Origin of the sequence: Streptomyces sp. NPDC048111 (assembly GCF_043202815.1) — a bacterium.
Taxonomy (GTDB): Bacteria; Actinomycetota; Actinomycetes; order Streptomycetales; family Streptomycetaceae; genus Streptomyces.
The window spans coordinates 38,989-57,852 of sequence record NZ_JBIDBD010000026.1; the positions used below are offsets into that span (position 1 = coordinate 38,989).

The 18,864-nt window shown below is 72.2% G+C and carries 14 protein-coding genes; 9 read left to right on the plus strand and 5 right to left on the minus strand.

Translation table 11 applies throughout. The annotated features are described in order from the left end of the window. Positions 1 to 59 precede the first annotated feature (59 nt). Positions 60 to 2,348: an FdhF/YdeP family oxidoreductase gene (locus ACGF3I_RS28745; protein ID WP_393136994.1), complete on the minus strand. Its 2,289-nt coding sequence runs from the start codon at positions 2,346 to 2,348 to the stop codon at positions 60 to 62. A gap of 247 nt (positions 2,349 to 2,595) precedes the next feature. Here ACGF3I_RS28745 and polA point away from each other — a divergent pair, with 247 nt between their 5' ends. From polA to ACGF3I_RS28765, 4 genes are all read left to right on the plus strand, one after another. Beyond that, complete coding sequence (polA, locus tag ACGF3I_RS28750; protein ID WP_393136996.1) at positions 2,596 to 5,310, plus strand: DNA polymerase I; 2,715 nt, start codon at positions 2,596 to 2,598, stop codon at positions 5,308 to 5,310. A gap of 436 nt (positions 5,311 to 5,746) precedes the next feature. Continuing rightward, complete coding sequence (locus ACGF3I_RS28755) at positions 5,747 to 7,444, plus strand: lytic transglycosylase domain-containing protein (protein ID WP_393136998.1); 1,698 nt, start codon at positions 5,747 to 5,749, stop codon at positions 7,442 to 7,444. A gap of 135 nt (positions 7,445 to 7,579) precedes the next feature. Continuing rightward, positions 7,580 to 7,735 (plus strand): SPW_0924 family protein, encoded by a 156-nt coding sequence (locus ACGF3I_RS28760; protein WP_393137000.1) that lies wholly within the window; start codon positions 7,580 to 7,582, stop codon positions 7,733 to 7,735. Positions 7,736 to 7,749: 14 nt separating this feature from the next. Beyond that, a complete protein-coding gene (locus ACGF3I_RS28765) occupies positions 7,750 to 8,745 on the plus strand; it encodes a DUF3068 domain-containing protein (protein WP_393137002.1) in 996 nt (331 codons plus the stop codon). A 131-nt stretch (positions 8,746 to 8,876) separates the two neighbouring features. Here the strand turns inward: ACGF3I_RS28765 and ACGF3I_RS28770 are convergent, their stop codons facing one another. Together ACGF3I_RS28770 and ACGF3I_RS28775 are read right to left on the minus strand one after the other, a co-directional pair. After that, the gene (locus tag ACGF3I_RS28770) at positions 8,877 to 11,495 is read right to left on the minus strand and encodes an ATP-dependent RNA helicase (RefSeq protein ID WP_393137004.1); all 2,619 of its coding nucleotides are present in this window, start codon (positions 11,493 to 11,495) and stop codon (positions 8,877 to 8,879) included. Between the two features lie 180 nt (positions 11,496 to 11,675). Next, on the minus strand, positions 11,676 to 12,515 hold the full coding sequence (locus ACGF3I_RS28775) for a class I SAM-dependent methyltransferase (protein ID WP_393137006.1): 840 nt from the start codon (positions 12,513 to 12,515) through the stop codon (positions 11,676 to 11,678). A gap of 374 nt (positions 12,516 to 12,889) precedes the next feature. Between ACGF3I_RS28775 and rpsA the strand changes: the two genes are divergently transcribed. The 4 genes from rpsA to ACGF3I_RS28795 all read left to right on the plus strand — a co-directional run bounded on the left by rpsA (position 12,890) and on the right by ACGF3I_RS28795 (position 16,850). Next, positions 12,890 to 14,389 (plus strand): 30S ribosomal protein S1, encoded by a 1,500-nt coding sequence (gene rpsA / locus ACGF3I_RS28780; protein WP_100574468.1) that lies wholly within the window; start codon positions 12,890 to 12,892, stop codon positions 14,387 to 14,389. Positions 14,390 to 14,573: 184 nt separating this feature from the next. Continuing rightward, positions 14,574 to 15,512: a PAC2 family protein gene (locus ACGF3I_RS28785; protein ID WP_393137008.1), complete on the plus strand. Its 939-nt coding sequence runs from the start codon at positions 14,574 to 14,576 to the stop codon at positions 15,510 to 15,512. Between the two features lie 113 nt (positions 15,513 to 15,625). Further along, the gene (gene coaE, locus ACGF3I_RS28790; RefSeq protein WP_393137010.1) at positions 15,626 to 16,225 is read left to right on the plus strand and encodes a dephospho-CoA kinase; all 600 of its coding nucleotides are present in this window, start codon (positions 15,626 to 15,628) and stop codon (positions 16,223 to 16,225) included. Positions 16,226 to 16,436: 211 nt separating this feature from the next. Further along, positions 16,437 to 16,850: a tetratricopeptide repeat protein gene (locus tag ACGF3I_RS28795; protein ID WP_393137012.1), complete on the plus strand. Its 414-nt coding sequence runs from the start codon at positions 16,437 to 16,439 to the stop codon at positions 16,848 to 16,850. A gap of 70 nt (positions 16,851 to 16,920) precedes the next feature. Here ACGF3I_RS28795 and ACGF3I_RS28800 read toward each other — a convergent pair whose 3' ends face one another. Beyond that, on the minus strand, positions 16,921 to 17,196 hold the full coding sequence (locus ACGF3I_RS28800; protein ID WP_393137014.1) for a DUF6343 family protein: 276 nt from the start codon (positions 17,194 to 17,196) through the stop codon (positions 16,921 to 16,923). A gap of 306 nt (positions 17,197 to 17,502) precedes the next feature. On the opposite strand from ACGF3I_RS28800, the gene ACGF3I_RS28805 reads away from it, so the two are divergent. Further along, the gene (locus tag ACGF3I_RS28805; RefSeq protein WP_393137016.1) at positions 17,503 to 18,414 is read left to right on the plus strand and encodes an acyltransferase domain-containing protein; all 912 of its coding nucleotides are present in this window, start codon (positions 17,503 to 17,505) and stop codon (positions 18,412 to 18,414) included. A gap of 37 nt (positions 18,415 to 18,451) precedes the next feature. Here ACGF3I_RS28805 and ACGF3I_RS28810 read toward each other — a convergent pair whose 3' ends face one another. Beyond that, positions 18,452 to 18,823, minus strand: a complete 372-nt coding sequence (locus ACGF3I_RS28810; protein WP_393137018.1) for a hypothetical protein — start codon at positions 18,821 to 18,823, stop codon at positions 18,452 to 18,454. Positions 18,824 to 18,864 lie beyond the last annotated feature (41 nt).

Here is an 18,864-nt window from a genome sequence, read left to right on the forward strand (position 1 = left end):
GCTCCGCCGTGTCCGCACCGTCATATCAGATGCCTGAGCGAACGCTTAGGGCTCGGCCCTCATTCCCGGCGCCCCGCCGCCACGGGCTCCAGGCGCACCACCACCGACTTGCTGGCCGGGGTGTTGCTGACATCGGCCGTCGCTCCCAGCGGCACCAGGACATTGGTCTCCGGGTAGTACGCCGCGGCGCAGCCCCGCGCCGTCGGATAGTGCACGACCCGGAAACCGGGTGCCCGGCGCTCCACACCGTCCTTCCACTCACCGACCAGGTCCGTGTACGAGCCGTCGGCGAGCCCGAGACGGCGCGCGTCCTCGGGGTTGACCAGCACGACCCGGCGGCCGCCCTTGATCCCGCGGTAGCGGTCGTCCAGGCCGTAGATGGTGGTGTTGTACTGGTCGTGCGAGCGCAGCGTCTGCAACAGCAGCCGCCCCTCGGGCAGTTCGGGCGCCTCGACCGGCGCCGCCGTGAAGTTGGCCTTCCCGGTGGCCGTCGGGAAACGCCGCTCGTCACGCGGGGCGTGCGCGAGCTGGAACCCGCCGGGGCGGGCCACCTTCGCGTTGAAGTCCTCGAACCCCGGCACCACCCGCGCGATGCGGTCCCGCACGCTTGCGTAGTCGTGCTCGAACGCGGCCCAGTCGACCGACGACTTGGACCCCAGCGTGGCCAGCGCCATGCGCACCACGATGGCCGGCTCCGACAGCAGATGGGGACTGGCCGGGGTCAGATTGCCGCGCGAGGCGTGCACCATGCCCATCGAGTCCTCCACCGTCACGAACTGGCGGCCGCCCCTCTGCACGTCCTTGTCGGTACGGCCGAGCGTCGGCAGGATCAGCGCCCGCCTGCCGGTGACCGCGTGCGAGCGGTTCAGCTTGGTGGACACGTGCACCGTCAGCGACGCCCGCCGCACGGCCGCCTCCGTGACCTCCGTGTCCGGCGTCGCGGCCACGAAATTGCCGCCCATCGCGAAGAACACCTTCGCCCTGCCGTCCCGCAGCGCCTCGATGGCCCGTACGACGTCCAGGCCGTGGTGGCGCGGCGGGGCGAACCCGAACTCCTTCTCCAGGGCGTCCAGGAAGGCGGGGGCGGGCCGCTCGAAGATGCCCATCGTGCGGTCACCCTGCACATTGGAGTGCCCGCGCACCGGGCACACCCCGGCGCCGGGCCGGCCGATGTTGCCGCGCAGCAGGAGGAAGTTGACCACCTCGCGGATCGTCGGCACCGAGTGCTTGTGCTGGGTCAGGCCCATCGCCCAGCACACGATGGTGCGCCGCGAGGCGAGGACCATCGCGAGCGCCTGCTCGATCTCGGCACGGGACAGGCCTGTCGCCGCCAGCGTGGTGTCCCAGTCCGCCGCGAGGGCCGCGTCCCTGAACTCCTCGTAGCCATGGGTGTGTTCCCGCACGAACAGCTCGTCGACCGCGCCCTCGGTCTCCAGGATCAGCCGGTTCAGGAGCCGGAACAGGGCCTGGTCGCCGCCGATGCGGATCTGCAGGAACAGATCGGTCAGCGAAGCGCCCTTGATCATGCCCTGCGGCGTCTGCGGATTCTTGAACTTCTCCAGGCCCGCCTCCGGCAGCGGGTTCACCGAGATGATCTTGGCCCCGGCGGACTTCGCCTTCTCCAGGGCGGACAGCATCCGCGGATGGTTGGTGCCCGGGTTCTGGCCCGCGATCACGATCAGGTCCGCCTGGTGCAGGTCCTCGAGGGACACACTGCCCTTGCCGACGCCGATCGTCTCCGTCAGCGCCGAACCCGACGACTCGTGGCACATGTTGGAACAGTCCGGCAGATTGTTCGTGCCGAACTCGCGGGCGAACAGCTGCAACAGGAACGCCGCCTCGTTGCTGGTGCGCCCCGAGGTGTAGAAGACGGCCTCGTCGGGCGAGGACAGCGCCCCGAGCTCCTCGGCGATGATCTCGAAGGCCCGCTCCCACGTGACCGCCTCGTACCGGTCGGCCCCCTCCGGCAGATACACCGGCTGCGTGAGGCGGCCCTGCTGCCCCAGCCAGTAACCGCTGCGCTCCGCCAGATCCGCGACCGGATGCGCCGCGAAGAAGTCCGGCGTGACCCGGCGCAGCGTCGCCTCCTCGGCGACCGCCTTCGCGCCGTTCTCGCAGAACTCCGCCGTGTGCCGCTTGTCGCCCTCCGGCCAGGCGCAGCCCGGACAGTCGAACCCGTCCTTCTGGTTCACCTTCAGCAGCGTCTGCGCCGTGCGCCGCAGCCCCATCTGCTGCTGCGCCATGAGCAGCGTGTGCCCGACGGCGGGGAGCCCGGCCGCGGCGTGCTTGGGCGCCTCGACCTGCGGCGCGTCCTGGACCGGATCACCTGTGGGCGGCTTGCTGGCCATGGCGCTGCTCCCCTTCGAGCGAACACGTCGTACGGCTGTGCCGGGCGGACACCGCGGGCTGCCGCGTCGTGCGGACCTGTCGTGCGGACACCGCGCGGGGCCCGCCGGGGCGGGCGCGAGGTGCGTACACCTCCGATCCTGCCACGAGCCGCCGACACCCGCGCCGGGCCACCCCGCCCCACCGTGCACAGCCGCCCGCGGGGGCGACTGGCCAGGATTGTCAGTGGGGCGTGGCAGGATCGTGGGCATGGCTGAGACAGCATCGAAGAAGACCCCGGACCACCGACCGCGCCTGCTCCTCATGGACGGGCACTCCCTGGCGTACCGGGCGTTCTTCGCGCTGCCCGCGGAGAACTTCACGACCGCGACGGGCCAGCCCACCAACGCCGTCTACGGCTTCATGTCCATGCTGGCGAACACCCTGCGTGACGAGGCCCCCACGCACTTCGCGGTCGCCTTCGACGTGTCCCGCAAGACGTGGCGCTCCACGGAGTTCCCCGACTACAAGGCGAACCGGTCGAAGACCCCCGACGAGTTCAAGGGCCAGGTCGAGCTGATCGGCGAACTGCTCGACGCGATGCACGTCGACCGCTTCGCCACCGACGGCTTCGAGGCCGACGACATCATCGCCACCCTCGCCACCCAGGCCGAGGCCGAGGGCTACGAGGTCCTCATCGTCACCGGCGACCGCGACGCCTTCCAGCTCGTCTCCGACCACGTCACCGTGCTCTACCCCACCAAGGGCGTCTCCGAGCTCACCCGCTTCACCCCGGCGAAGGTCGAGGAGAAGTACGGCCTGACCCCGCAGCAGTACCCGGACTTCGCGGCCCTGCGCGGCGACCCGTCCGACAACCTGCCGGGCATCCCCGGCGTCGGCGAGAAGACCGCCGCGAAGTGGATCAACCAGTTCGGCTCCTTCGCCGAGCTCGTCGAGCGCGCCGACGAGGTCAAGGGCAAGGCCGGGCAGAACTTCCGCGACCACATCGAAGCGGTCAAGCTGAACCGCCGCCTCACCGAGATGGTCAAGGACGTCGAGCTGCCCAAGACCGCCGCCGAGCTCAAGCGCGCCGCCTACGACCGCGCCGCCGTCACCGGCGTCCTCGACGTCCTGGAGATCCGCAACCCCTCCCTGCGCGAACGCCTCCTGGCCGTCGACCCCGGCGCGGGCGAGGCCGAGGACACCCCCGCACCGGCCGCCGGCGTCGACGTGGACGGCGCCGTCCTCGGCGCCGGCGAACTCGCCCCCTGGCTGGCCGAGCACGGCGGCGCGCCGCTCGGCGTCGCCACCGTCGACACCTGGGCCATCGGCGTCGGCAGCGTCACCGAGATCGCCCTCGCCACCGCCCACGGCCCGGCCGCCTGGTTCGACCCCGCCCGCCTCGACGAGTCCGACGAGCGCGCCTTCGCCACCTGGATCGCGGACGCCGCCGCGCCCAAGGTCATGCACAACGCCAAGGCCGCGATGCGGGTCTTCCCCGAACACGGCTGGAGCATCGCCGGCGTCACCATGGACACCGCGCTCGCCGCCTACCTCGTCAAGCCCGGCCGCCGCTCCTTCGCCCTGGACGCCCTGTCCGTCGAATACCTCGGCCGCGAACTGGCCCCCGCCAGCGCCGCCGACGGCCAGCTCGCCTTCGGCGCCGACGACGAGGCCGAAGCCGGCGCCCTGATGACCCAGGCCCGCGCCGTCCTCGACCTCGGCACCGCCTTCACCGAACGCCTCGAGGAAGTCGGCGCCACCGGCCTCCTGCACGACGTGGAACTGCCCACCTCGCTCCTGCTGGCCCGTATGGAACGCAACGGCATCGCCGCCGACCGCTCCCACCTCGAAGCGATGGAGCAGCAGTTCGCCGGCGCCGTCCAGCAGGCCGTGAAGGAGGCCCACGCCTCGGTGGGCCACGAGTTCAACCTCGGTTCGCCCAAGCAGCTCCAGGAAGTGCTGTTCGGTGAACTGGCCCTGCCCAAGACGAAGAAGACCAAGACCGGCTACACCACCGACGCCGACGCCCTGGCCTGGCTCGCCGCGCAGACCGAGCACGAACTGCCCGTCCTGATGCTGCGCCACCGAGAACAGGCCAAGCTGCGGGTCACCGTCGAAGGCCTCATCAAGACCATCGCCACCGACGGGCGCATCCACACCACGTTCAACCAGACCGTCGCCGCCACCGGCCGCCTGTCCTCCACCGACCCCAACCTGCAGAACATCCCCGTGCGCACCGACGAAGGCCGCGCGATCCGCCGGGGCTTCGTCGTCGGCGAGGGCTACGAGTCGCTGCTCACCGCCGACTACAGCCAGATCGAACTGCGCGTCATGGCCCACCTGTCCGAGGACGCGGGCCTCATTGAGGCGTTCGCCTCCGGCGAGGACCTGCACACCACGGTCGCCTCCCAGGTCTTCGGCGTCGCCAAGACCCAGGTCGACCCGGAGATGCGCCGCAAGATCAAGGCCATGTCCTACGGCCTGGCGTACGGCCTCTCCGCCTTCGGCCTCTCGCAGCAGTTGAACATCGAGGCGGGCGAGGCCCGCGGCCTGATGGACACCTTCTTCGAGCGCTTCGGCGGGGTGCGGGACTACCTCCAGCGCGCCGTCGAGGAGGCCAGGGCGACGGGCTACACGGAGACGATGCTGGGCCGCCGCCGCTACCTGCCCGACCTCAACAGCGACAACCGCCAGCGTCGCGAGATGGCCGAGCGGATGGCGCTCAACGCCCCCATCCAGGGCACCGCGGCCGACATCGTGAAGGTCGCGATGCTGAACGTGGACCGCGCCCTGACGGACGCCGGCCTCACCTCGCGCCTGCTGCTCCAGGTCCACGACGAAATCGTCCTGGAGGTCGCGCCCGGCGAGCGCGAGCAGGTCGAGGCGCTGGTCCGCCGCGAGATGTCCGGAGCGGTCGAACTGCGCGCCCCGCTGGACGTGTCGGTGGGCGCGGGCCACGACTGGGAGTCGGCGGCGCACTGACGGCGGTGTACTGACGGCGGTGTCACTGACCGTGGTGCCGTAGGGGGGCGTTAGTCGGCCGTTAGGCGGGGGCTGTTGGGTGGGGGAGTGACGCCTGACAGCTGACGCCCGACGGCTGACGCCCGACGGCTGACGCCCGACGGCTGACGCCCGACGGCTGACGCCCGACGGCTGACGCCCGACGGCTGACGCCCGACGGCTGACAGAGATCGGATGGCCGATTTCGGCGTTCGGGCGGCGCACGGCCCTTGCCCCTCGGCGCTCGACGGGGTTCGGTATGCGGACCCGTCGTGCGCATGACGGGCCGCGCCGCACACGTGGCGAATCAGTGAAAACCGGTACTCCCGCGGTGCCATCGCGCGAGCGGGTGCCGTAGGGTCACCTGAGTCCGGCGCTGGGGAGCGCGGACAGCCGAACACGGGGAGGGACTTGACGTATGGCACCGCACATGGGCCGACGACTGCGCAAGGGAGCGGGCACCACGGCGGTGGCCGCGCTGGCGGTGGCGGCGCTGTCCGCGTCGCAGGCGCCGGGAGTCGTGCACGCGAGCAGCCCGAGCGACCAGTCGGCGTCCGATGTGACGCCCACGCCCACGCCGAGCCCGGACGCCCCGGCCTCCGGCAACTCCCCGTACTACACCGACCTTCCGCCGCTCGTGTCCCCGACACCGCCGCCGAACGCGTCGACCGGCACGCTGCCCGGTGGTGACCAGCAGGGCATACCGGCCACCGTGCTCGACGCGTACAAGAAGGCGCAGGCCACGCTCGCCACGGACCGGCCGGGCTGCCACCTCCCCTGGCAACTGCTCGGCGGCATCGGCAAGGTCGAGTCGGGCCACGCCAATGGTGGCCGGGTCGACGTCAACGGCACCACGCTCACCCCGATCCTCGGCCCGGTGCTCAACGGCGCCGGGTTCGCGAACATCACCGACACCGACGGCGGCGCCTACGACGGCGACAAGGTGCACGACCGCGCGGTCGGCCCCATGCAGTTCATCCCGTCGACCTGGGCCTCCTCGGGCCGGGACGGCAACGGCGACGGCGTCAAGGATCCCAACAACGTCTACGACGCCGCTCTGGCGGCCGGGTTCTACCTGTGCGGGAACGGCCGCGACGTCGCGGTGAAGGCCGACCTGGACAGGGCGATCCTGAGCTACAACCAGTCGCAGGAGTACCTGACCACCGTCACCACGTGGTTCGACTTCTACCGGCGCGGCACCCACGAGATCCCCGACGGAACGGGCTCGCTGCCCAGCCACCGCAGCACCCCGCCGCCCGCCGGCCCGACGTACGTCCCGCGGCCGCCGGTCACCCCGACGCCGCCGCCCAGCAAGAAGCCGCAGTCCAAGCCGACTCCGCCCGCCCCGCCGGCCAAGCCCACGGTGCCGCCCGCCAAGCCCGGCGGCGACGCGACCCCGACGCCCGTGCAGCGGCCCGCCGCGTTCGAGAACACCGGGGCCAAGGAGCTGACGGCGTTCGCGGGCGGTGCGTTCAGCGAGCAGCCGACGGCGCGCGTCAAGGACGCGTCCGGCAAGGCGATGGCGAAGGTCGCGGTGCGGTTCGAGATCGTCGGCGACACCGACACCCGCTTCGCCAAGGGCGCCACCTCGGTGACCGTGCCCACCGCGGCCGACGGCTCGGCCGTGGCCCCGGCCCTCACGGCGGGTGAGAAGACCGGCACGTTCAGCGTGCGGGCCTCCCTCGCCGGTCCGTCGCTCGCCGCCCTGGACTGGAAGGCGACCGTCGTCGCCCGGCAGGCCGACAAGCTGGTCCGCGCCGACGACAAGGCGCTGACGGCCGCGCCCAACGGCGAGTTCGCCCACCAGGTGTCCGTGAAGGCGACCTACCAGGGCGCCGTCGCCTCCGGTGTCGCCGCCACCGCCACCATGGTCGCCACCCCGGCGGCCGGCGCCGACCCGAAGGCCGCGCCCCGGACCAACGACAAGGGCCCGTACTTCAAGGACGCCAAGAACAACCCGGTCCGCGAGCTGAAGGACCTGAAGACCGACGCGAACGGCGTGCTGGTCCTGCCGAAGATGTACGCGGACGGCCAGAGCGGCACCTTCCTGATCCGTCTCACCACCGAGGGCGGCGGCACGCTCACCCTCGAACTCACGGTGGCCGCCGCCTCCTGAGGCGCCCCGGTTCCGTTCTCCTCAGCAGCCCCTTCGCCGTGCGACGGCGAAGGGGCTGTTCGACGTGTTCTCATCTCGGCCGGGCGTTGCTACGGTGCCCACTCCTGACGACCCATCAGCTTCCGGAGGCCGAGCATGCGTGCCCTGACAGCCGCCGCGATCGGTCTTGTCGCCGCCCTCGCCCTCGTCCTGACGGTCTCGGCCATCGGCGCACCCGACGGCACGACCTCGCCGAAGCCGCTGCTGACCACCGTGCCCAGTGCCCCGGGGCAGATCACCCAGACGAAGTGAGGGAGAGCAGGCCCATGCGACGCAAAGCCGGTCTCGTCCTGCTCGCCCTCGCCGTGTTCTTCGGCGCGCTGTCCCCGCTGCTGCGCTGGTACGCCTTCCCGCGCCTGGCGAAGATCCCGCCGAGCCAGTACCAGGAGGCGGTGCTCGAAGCGAAGAACGCCACCCTCATCGACTACTCCACGATGCAGTCGAAGACGGTCCCCAAGGTCACCGTCGTCCAGACGCTCAAGGGCAACGTCGAGGCCGCCAAGGAGATCGGGAAGAGCGCGGGCCGCGACGTGGTGGTGTGGGACACCCTCTCCTACATCCAGGGGCCCGACGGCAAGATGGTCTCCCAGATACCCGAGCGCTACATCTTCGACGCCCACAGCCAGGCGCCCGTGCACGCCACCGGCGAGATGGTCGACGGCGACCCCGTGCAGCGCAGGGGCATCGAGTTCAAGTGGCCCTTCCTGACCGAGAAGCGGGACTACGAGTACTTCGACTTCCAGGCCCGCACCTCGGCGCCCATCCACTACCGGGGCACCCAGCGGTTCCACGGCCTCGACGTGTACTACTTCGAGCAGACCATCCCCTGGACCAAGGTGGCGTATCCGAAGAAGATGCCGCTGCCCGGCATCGACTCCAGCACCCTGGAGAAGTCCACCGGCACCTCCCTCTGGTACACCACCACCCGCAAGTTCTGGATCGACCCGGTGACCGGCGCCCCCGTCAACGGTGAGGAGGTCAACCAGGAGGAGATGCGCGGCGGCACCCTCCTCGGCGGCCGCGACAAGGTGACCGTGTTCGCCGGCGACGTCAAGATGCGCGCCGACTACATCGAGCACACCGTCGACCTCGTCAAGAAGAACCGCGTCCTGATCCTGCTGCTCACCTCCTATCTCCCCTGGGGCTTCCTCGGCCTCGGTCTCGTCCTGCTCGCCCTCGCGCTCTGGCTGGAGGCGCGCGGCCGGCGCCCCGGCGACCCGCCGCCGGCCGTCACCGAACGGCTCGAACCCGTCGTCGCCTGAACCGCGGACCGCTCTGCTGCCGAGCGCTATCCAAGCCACCGCCGCTGCCGGCCACTGCCGCTGCCGGCCACCGCGAGCCACCGCTGCCGTCGGCCACTGCGACCGCCGGCCACCGTGACCCCCGGCCACTGCTACCGCTCGGCCCGCGCCTTGGTGAACCGCGTCGCCCGCGCCTGCGCCGGGTCCTCGGGCCAGGGGTGCTTGGGATAGCGGCCGCGCAGCTCGGCCCGCACGGACCGGTACCCCTCGCGCCAGAAGCTCGCCAGATCGGCGGTGACGGCGGCGGGCCGGCCCGCGGGGGAGAGCAGATGGACGAGCACCGGCACACCGGCCACCTCCGGTGTGCCGTCCAGGCCGAACATCTCCTGCAACTTGACGGCGAGGACCGGCTGTTCACCCCCGTACTCCACCCGTATCCGCGACCCGCTCGGCACCTCGATGCGTTCCGGCGCCAGCTCGTCGAGCCGGGCCGCCTCCCCGGTCGCCCACGGCAGCAGCCTGCGCAGCGCGGCCCCCGCCTCGATGCGGCCGAGGTCGGCCCGGCGCCGGGCCCGTGACAGTTCGGGCTCCAGCCAGGCGTCGGGCCGGGCGAGCAGCGCCGCGTCCGAGACCTCCGGCCAGGGGGGCCCGAGCACCCGGTGCAGGAAGGCGAGCCGTTCGCGCAGGTGCTGCGCGTCCCTGGTCCAGCGCAGCAGACCGAGCCCGTCCCGCGCGAGACCGTCGAGCAGGGCGTCCCGTACGAGCGCGGGGTCGGGGCTTCTGAGCGGGCGTACGGACAGCTCGACCGCGCCGAGCCTGGCGACCCGGCGGGCCACCACGTCCCCGTCCTCCCAGTGCACCTCCTCGCCCTCGGCCAGCAGATGCCCCGCCGCGGCCCGGGCGGTGTCCTCGTCGATGACCGCGGCGAGCCGGACGCGCGCGGACGCCGCCTGCACCGGCCGGTCCGCCACGGCCACCGCCAGCCAGCCGGACGTGCCGAGCCCGGAGCCCGCGGTCACCTCGGCGCCGGTGCCGGACGCCATGAGGAAGGAGCTGCCGCCGCGCGCCCGCGCCACCCGTTCGGGAAACGCCAGGGCCGCGACGAGCCCCGCGACGGCCTCGTCGGACCCGCCCCGCGCGCCACCCCCGGGCCTGCCCGCGCTCCCAGAACCGCCCCCGCCCCCGGCCCGGCCCGCAGGCCCGCTCTCCGTGCCGCCCCCGGAACCGCCCTCGTCCCCGGCCCGACCCGCGCGCCCGTCTCCCGCACCGCCCCCGGCGGAGGAGGTCAGGCGCCGGACCTCCTGGAGCCAGCGCCCCGCGTATCCGTCTCCGCCCCGGCGCGCGGCGCGCCAGGCCGCCGCGAGGTCGTCCCCGTACTCACGCGGTGGTTCCTCACTGAGCAGGGCCACCACCTCGGCGGCCCGCCGGGCCCCGACCTCGGCGGCGCCGTCGACCAGGGCCCGGGCGAGCCGGGGGTGCAGGCCGAGCCGGGCCATCCGGGCGCCCCGGACGGTGGCGCGGCCCTCCCCGTCCACCGCGCCGACCGCGGTCAGCACCGCCCGGGCCGCGGCCATCGCCCCGGCCGGCGGGGCGTCGAGCAGGGCGAGCCCCTCGGCCGTCGGGTCGCCCCAACAGGCGGCCTGCAGGGCGAAGGCGGCCAGATCGGCGACCTTGATCTCGGGCGCGGGAAAGCGCGGCAGCCGGCCGTTCTCGGCCTCGGCCCAGCACCGGTAGACCGCACCCGGAGCCTCGCGCCCGGCCCGGCCCGCGCGCTGGCGGGCCGCGGCCCGCGAGGCCCGTACCGTCGTCAGCGCGCCCAGGCCCCGGGCATGGTCGACCCGGGGTTCGCGGGCCAGCCCGCAGTCCACCACCACCCGCACGCCCGGCACCGTCAGGGACGACTCGGCGACCGAGGTGGCGAGCACCACCCGCCGTCCCTGCGACCCGGCGAGCACCGCGTCCTGCACCGCGGCCGGGGCCCGCCCGTGCACCTGGAGCACCTCGACACCGGCCGGGGCCCCCAACTGCCCTGCCACACGGGCGATTTCACCCACGCCCGGCAGGAAGCACAGCACATCGCCGTCCCGCTCGGACAGGGCACGGCGCACGGTGGCGGCCACGTGGCCCAGCAGCGCCGGATCCACCCGCATGCCGTGCGGCGGCCGGACCGGGCGGGGCGGTGGCGCCCACACCACCTCCACGGGGTGGGCGACCCCGGCCGCCTCGACGACCGGCGCGTTCCCGAGCAGCCGGGCCCAGCCCTCGGCGTCCGTCGTCGCCGAGGCGGCCACCAGGCGCAGCTCGGGCCGCAGCGCCGCCCGCACGTCGAGGAGGAAGGCCGCGACGGTGTCCGCGTCGAGATGGCGCTCGTGGCACTCGTCCAGCACCACGACGTCGACCCCGCTCAACTCCTGGTCACGCTGCAGGCGTTGGAGCAGCACACCGGTGGTGACGACCTCGACGACGGTGCCGGCGCCGACGGACCGCTCGCCGCGCACGGTGAAGCCGACCCGCTCACCGGTCCGCTCACCCAGCAGCCAGGCCATCCGGCGCGCGGCCGCCCGGGCCGCGATCCGGCGCGGCTCGGCGACTATGACCCGCCGCACCGGGCCGCCCCCGACGAGCCCCGCGAGGACGAGCGGCACGAGGGTGGTCTTGCCGGTGCCGGGCGGGGCGCACAGCACCGCGGTGCCGTGCCCGTCGAGCGCGGTGAGCAGCTCGGGCACGGCCTCGCGTACGGGGAGGGCGTCGAGTGCGGCGGTTCGGATCATGCGCTCAGTGTCGTACGTCCCGCCGCGCCGTGTGCCGCTCCGTCCACAGGCCCGGTGGGCTTGTACGACCAATGCGACCGGGCGCGGCACGATCCCGATCCCGATCCCGATCCCGATCACGGTCGCGGTCCGGGATGGCGCGGACCCGGAGCGGAACCCCGGCCCGGCCCCGCACCGGGATCAGTCCCGCACGCACACGAAGATCGCCGTGCCGGGGATCAGGTTGCCGCGCAGCGGGGACCAGCCGCCCCACTCCTGGGTGTTCCACGCCGGCCACTCGGGCTCGACCAGGTCCACGAGACGGAAGCCGCCGGCCACCACGTCCCGTACCCGGTCGCCGAGGGTGCGGTGGTGCTCCACGTAGACGGCGTCGCCGTTCTCGTCCTGCTCGACATAGGGAGTGCGGTCGAAGTAGGAGGCGGCGACGGACAGGCCCTCGGGGCCCGGCTCGTCGGGGAAGGCCCAGCGGACGGGGTGGGTGACGGAGAAGATCCAGCGGCCTCCGGGCCGCAGCACCCGGCGCACCTCGCGGAACACCTTCACCGGGTCGGCCACGAACGGGACCGCACCATAGGCCGAGCACGCCAGGTCGAAGGAGCCGTCCGCGAAGGGCAGGGCGCCGGCGTCCGCCTCGATCAGCGGAAACGTGCCGCCGTCGATGCGCAGGGCGTGCTGGAGCTGGCGGTGCGAGAGGTCGAGGGCCACCGGGCGGGCGCCCTGGGCGGCCAGCCAGCGCGAGCACTGGGCGGCGCCGGCGCCGATCTCCAGGACGTCGAGGCCGGCGAGCGACCCGGCCGGACCGAGCAGCCGCGCGTCCGCCTCGTCGAGCCCCTCGGGCCCCCAGACGAAACGGTCGTCACCGAGGAAGGTGCCGTGGTCGCTCTGGTACTCGTCGGCGTTGCGGTCCCACCAGCCGCGGCTGGCCCGGCTGCTCTCCGTGTCCCCGGCGGTACGCCGGGTCGCCTCGGGCTCCGGACCGTGGCCGTTCTCGGACTCGTACGCTTGGATCTCTTGGCTCATCGTGTCCGTCGTTGTAGTTTGCGCGGAACGCGACCTCGCGTTTCCGAGGCTTCTCGAAAGAGGTCTGCGGGGCCCATCGTGGCCTCGGGGAACCTTAGTTGTGCCGGGAATGCGGGGATCCGCCCCGGGTGTGCGCCTTCGCGCATTGACCCTGTCCGGCTGCCCCCGTATGCTACAAGTTGCGCTGCGAGCCTGCGCACCTCAGACGTAGCAGGCGCGCTTCCATCTGTTGTATGTCCCCTCGGTTGTCGAGGCGCCATCCGGACCGACCCGGATCGGCGCTTCCCAGGCTGTCCGGCTTCTGCAGAGGCGATACGGGCTCTCGGCGTGGCAGTACCTACGACTTTCTGTCCGTAACCGGAGCCCTTTCCCACATGACGAGCAGCACCGAGACCACCGCCACCACCCCGCAGGTTGCGGTCAACGACATCGGTAACGAGGAAGCCTTCCTCGCCGCGATCGACGAGACGATCAAGTACTTCAACGACGGCGACATCGTCGACGGCGTCATCGTGAAGGTCGACCGGGACGAGGTCCTGCTCGACATCGGTTACAAGACCGAAGGTGTGATCCCGAGCCGCGAGCTCTCGATCAAGCACGACGTCGACCCGAACGAGGTCGTCAAGGTCGGCGACGAGATCGAGGCCCTGGTTCTCCAGAAGGAGGACAAGGAAGGCCGCCTGATCCTCTCGAAGAAGCGCGCTCAGTACGAGCGTGCCTGGGGCACCATCGAGAAGATCAAGGAAGAGGACGGGATCGTCACCGGTACCGTCATCGAGGTCGTCAAGGGTGGTCTCATCCTCGACATCGGCCTCCGTGGCTTCCTGCCGGCCTCCCTCGTCGAGATGCGCCGCGTCCGCGACCTCCAGCCCTACGTGGGCAAGGAGCTCGAGGCGAAGATCATCGAGCTGGACAAGAACCGCAACAACGTGGTCCTGTCCCGCCGCGCCTGGCTCGAGCAGACCCAGTCCGAGGTTCGCCAGACGTTCCTCACCACCCTGCAGAAGGGTCAGGTCCGCTCCGGCGTCGTCTCCTCGATCGTCAACTTCGGTGCGTTCGTGGACCTGGGTGGCGTCGACGGTCTCGTCCACGTCTCCGAGCTGTCCTGGAAGCACATCGACCACCCCTCCGAGGTTGTCGAGGTCGGCCAGGAAGTCACCGTCGAGGTCCTCGACGTCGACATGGACCGCGAGCGTGTCTCCCTGTCGCTGAAGGCGACGCAGGAAGACCCGTGGCAGCAGTTCGCCCGTACGCACCAGATCGGGCAGGTCGTCCCCGGTAAGGTCACCAAGCTCGTTCCGTTCGGTGCGTTCGTGCGCGTCGACGAGGGCATCGAGGGCCTGGTCCACATCTCCGAGCTGGCCGAGCGCCACGTGGAGATCCCGGAGCAGGTCGTCCAGGTCAACGACGAGATCTTCGTCAAGGTCATCGACATCGACCTCGAGCGTCGCCGGATCTCGCTGTCCCTGAAGCAGGCCAACGAGTCCTTCGGTGCCGACCCGGCGTCGGTCGAGTTCGACCCGACCCTGTACGGCATGGCCGCGTCCTACGACGACCAGGGCAACTACATCTACCCCGAGGGCTTCGACCCCGAGACCAACGACTGGCTCGAGGGCTACGAGACCCAGCGCGAGGCGTGGGAGGGCCAGTACGCCGAGGCGCAGTCGCGCTTCGAGCAGCACCAGGCCCAGGTCATCAAGTCCCGCGAGGCCGACGAGGCCGCCGCTGCCGAGGGCGCTGCCGCTCCGGCCGGTGCCCCGGCGGGCGTCTCCGGCGGTTCGTACTCCTCGGAGTCGGACGACAACTCCGGCGCCCTGGCGTCGGACGAGGCGCTGGCTGCCCTGCGCGAGAAGCTGGCCGGTGGTCAGAGCTGACGCTCTGCCCCTGCTGGTAGACGGCTGAACGCAAGGCCCGCTTCCCTTCGGGGGAGCGGGCCTTGCGCCATGTGGTGCCCCAACTCGGCCCGCCGCGGCGCCGGTTCGGGGAAAGCGGCGGGCGCGGGAATGCGCCGGTCGCGGCGGTCGTTCTTCCCTATGAACACGAGGAGGAGCGGTAATCGTGCTGGATCCGCAGAGTATGTACGAATGGGAGCCGAAGGGCCTCGCCGTCGTCGACATGGCGCTCGCGCAGGAGTCGGCCGGTCTGGTCATGCTGTACCACTTCGACGGCTACATCGACGCGGGCGAAACCGGCGAGCAGATCGTCGAGAAGCTGCTCGACACGCTGCCCCACCAGGTGGTGGCCCGCTTCGACCACGACCGGCTCGTGGACTACCGTGCCCGCCGCCCGCTGCTGACGTTCCGCCGCGACCGCTGGACGGACTTCGAGGTGCCCGCCCTTGAGGTGCGCCTCGTACAGGACGCCACGGGGGCGCCCTTCCTGCTGCTGTCGGGCCCCGAGCCGGACGTGGAGTGGGAGCGCTTCGCGCTCGCCGTCCGCCAGATCGTCGAGCGCCTCGGGGTGCGCCTCTCGGTCAACTTCCACGGCATCCCCATGGGCGTGCCGCACACCCGTCCCGTCGGCATCACCCCGCACGGCAACCGTACGGACCTGATGCCGGGGCACCGTTCGCCGTTCGACGAGGCGCAGGTGCCCGGCAGTGCCGAGTCACTGATCGAGTACCGCCTGATGGAGGCCGGCCACGACGTCCTGGGCGTCGCGGCGCACGTGCCGCACTATGTGGCGCGCTCCTCCTACCCGGACGCGGCGCTGACCGCCCTGGAGGCGGTCACGGCCGCAACCGGCCTGGTGCTGCCCAGTGTTGCGCACGGCCTGCGCACTGAGGCCCAGCGCACCCAGACCGAGATCGAGCGGCAGATCGGCGAGGGCGACGAGGAACTGGTGAGCCTGGTGCAGGGTCTTGAGCACCAGTACGACGCGGTGGCCGGCGCGGAATCGCGCGGCAACCTGGTCGCCGAGCCGGCCGATCTGCCCTCCGCCGATGAGCTGGGCCGTGAATTCGAGCGCTTCCTCGCCGAGCGGGAGGGCGACGCCTAGGGCGTGCCTTTCGGATCGTGCCGGTTCGGTTCCGCCGAGCTGTCGTGCCGGCCCCCGCGCCCCAGGCAGGATCCGAAAGACACGCCCTGGGGGCGCGGCCTAAGCTTCCGCTCATGCTGAAGGTGGGCCTGACCGGCGGTATCGGCGCCGGCAAGAGCGAAGTGTCACGGCTGCTCGTCTCCTACGGAGCCGTACTGATCGACGCGGACAGGATCGCGCGGGAGGTCGTCGAGCCCGGTACGCCGGGTCTGGCGGCCGTGGTCGAGGCGTTCGGCCCGGACGTCCTGTCCGCGGACGGCACCCTGGACCGGCCGCGTCTCGGCAACATCGTCTTCTCCGACCCCGACCGGCTCGCGACCCTCAACCGGATCGTGCATCCGCTGGTGGGGGCGCGCTCCGCCGAGCTGGAGGCGGCGGCGGGAGCGGACTCCGTGGTGATCCACGACGTCCCCCTGCTGACCGAGAACGGCCTGGCGGCGCTGTACGACCTGGTGGTCGTCGTGGACGCGAGCCCGCAGACCCAGCTCGACCGCCTCGTGCGGCTGCGCGGCATGACGCCCGACGAGGCCCGCGCCCGCATGTCCGCCCAGGCCGACCGCGCCCAGCGTCTAGCCGTTGCCGACCTCGTCATCGACAACGACGGCGCCCTGGAGGCGCTGGAGCCCCAGGTGCGGAAGGTGTGGGCGCAGCTGGTGGAGCGGGCGGGGCGCTAGGCGCGGGAACGCCGCGCGGTCTCCGGCCGGCCCGACGACCGGGCGATGCGCACACCGTGATCGCCTTCGGGCGTGAACGCGCCGTCGGGGGCCGGGTGTTCGTGATGGCGAGCGAGGTGCGGGTGTTGCCGGGCCCGACCCTGGCGGCCCTCTGAACGCCGCCCGGCGCGAGCGCCGGTGTCCGTAGGCGTACGGAATACCGGAGATGGGCATGGCGTTGACATCGCGCAGCGAGGGAAAGGACAGGGACGTGGCCGAAAGCACCCCCGAGACGCACGTCATCGACTTCCGCGCGGCCGAGCACCTGCTGGCCGCACGTGACCCGCGTGGTGCCGTGAAGCTCCTCGACTCGGTCATCGCGGCCCACCCCGAGAACACCGCGGCCCGCCTGCTGCGGGCCCGCGCCTTCTTCGCCGCGGCTCAACTGCGGTCGGCCGAGCTGGAGTTCCAGCTCGTCCTGGAGCGCGAACCGGACAACGCCTTCGCGCACTTCGCCCTGGCCCGCACCTACGAACGCCAGGCCCACCCCGACCAGGCCAAGCGCCACTTCCGGCTCGCCGCGGCCCTCGACCCCAAGCCGGAGTACCTGGCGGCGGCGCGGTTCGAGGACGAGGCGGGGCAGTAGCCGGGCGGACCGGGGGAGTGGTCGGCCCTCGCCCCGTCCGGACGGCGTGGTTCCGCTGGACGGCGTTGGCTCAGGGCAGGCGCGTCCGCGGCGGCTCGTACGGAGGGATGTCGCGGCCGGGCTGGTAGTGCGGGCCCTGGTGGATATGGCGGACGATCATGACCAGGTCGACCACGATCACGGCGGACAGGGCCGCACAGGCCGCCATCCAGCCGGGCCGCCCCTCGATCGCGAAGCCGACGGTGCCGCCGAGGGCCCAGATGAGACCCCAGATGCTCAGCCAGAGCCGCATCCGCAGGGGGCTGCGGGCGGTGATCGGTTCGTTTCCGGTGCGCGGCATGGGCATGGCGATCGCCTCTGTGGCTGTTCAGAACTCCCGAGGGGGCTCTTTCGGGGCTCTACGCTTTCAGGGCTCTACGAGGGGTGTACCCGGTGAGCGGGGGCTGAAAGCGCGTCGTGGGTATCTTTGCGGGCATACCGGCGCATTTCGCCCCTGGGTGCGTGGCCGGTACCCGCGTACCTCCACAGCGCTCGGGCGCGCCCCGTACCCCGCAGCGTCGCGGACCGTGCCCGGCCCCCACCGCGTCGCGAACCGCCCCCGGGCCGAAAAATGTCGCCGCACCGCCCGCTCCGGATGGTTAGGGTGGCGCGCATGCCGCTCCTCGATGGTCTTCCCGAGACGCTGCTCGACCTCGCCGTCCCGCACGAGGACATCAACGATCTGACCTCCCTGTCCGCCCGCGTCCGCGCCGATCCCGAGCTGAGCGAGCTGCTCGAACGGTCGGCGCGGATCCTCGTCCAGGACATCGGGGCCGTGGGTCTCCACCCGGAACTGCCCGCCCCGCCCGACGGGCCCGACGCGCTGCGGCGCTGGTTCCCCGTGCTCGTGGCGGTCGCCGCGCTGCCGTCCACCCGCGCCTACCACCAGGAACGCGGCATCCCGGACGACGTCGCCCGCCGTACGCTCGCCGACCTCGGCCGGCACATCGCGCTGCACCACCGGCGGCACGGGAACGGCGGGCTGTCCGTGCCCGCATGGCTGCGGCTGCACCTGCGCGGGGAGATCTATCAGCTGGGCCGGCTCCAGTTCCAGCGCTCGCGGCTGGGCGGCCGGACGAGCCGGGAGATGCGGGCCGCGGGTCTGGACGCCGCGCAGGGAGAGCGCTGCCTCGACGTTCATGTCCCGGACTTCCAGGGCCCGTTGACGCCCGAGGCCTGTGCCGACTCCATCGACCGGGCCAGAGCGTTCTTCGCACGGCACTTCCCCGAGGAGCGCTACCGGGTCGCCGCCTGCCACTCCTGGCTGCTCGATCCGCAACTGCGCGACCATCTGCCGGCGACGTCCAACATCCTCCGCTTCCAGGATCTGTTCCGTACCGGCCGCGCCGAGGGCCGGCCCGCCGAGGACGAGCCGGCGGACAGCGAGCCCATCGGCTTCGTCTTCGGCGATCCCGAACGCGCGCCGGAGCAGCTCCCGCAGCGCACCAGCCTGGAGCGCGCCGTGGTCGGCCACCTCATGGACGGCGGCCACTGGTACGTGGGCCACGGCTGGTTCGAGCTGTAGCGGGCGGGCGGGGCGCCCCGGGAGTCGCGGCGCCTGCTCAGTGCACGAAGCTGTAGCTCCGCCAGGGCCTGGTGTTGGGCGCGATGTTGTTGGTCAGCCGGCTGCCCAGGTAGATCGAGTCCTTGCCGGTGCAGTCGGGCGTCCGGTACATGACCATGTCGACCAGGGTGTTGTTGCGGACCTCGGTCGCGCCGGACGGCGGGAGCCGGTGGCAGCCGGTCACCTTCGGGCTGGTCAGGGTGATGGCCGTCTCGGGCCCGATCGGGTACGCGATGGTGCCGACGGCCGTGCGTCCGAGCGCGGAGCAGGCCGTGGTGGCGACGATGAGCAGCGCGGCCCCGGCCGCGATCTTCGCGCGGCGGCGGCGCGACGACGTCGGGGCGGGGGACTGGGACGCGGGCACGGACATGAGCGGTCCTCGTCTGTACGGCATGACTGCGGCGGTCAGTG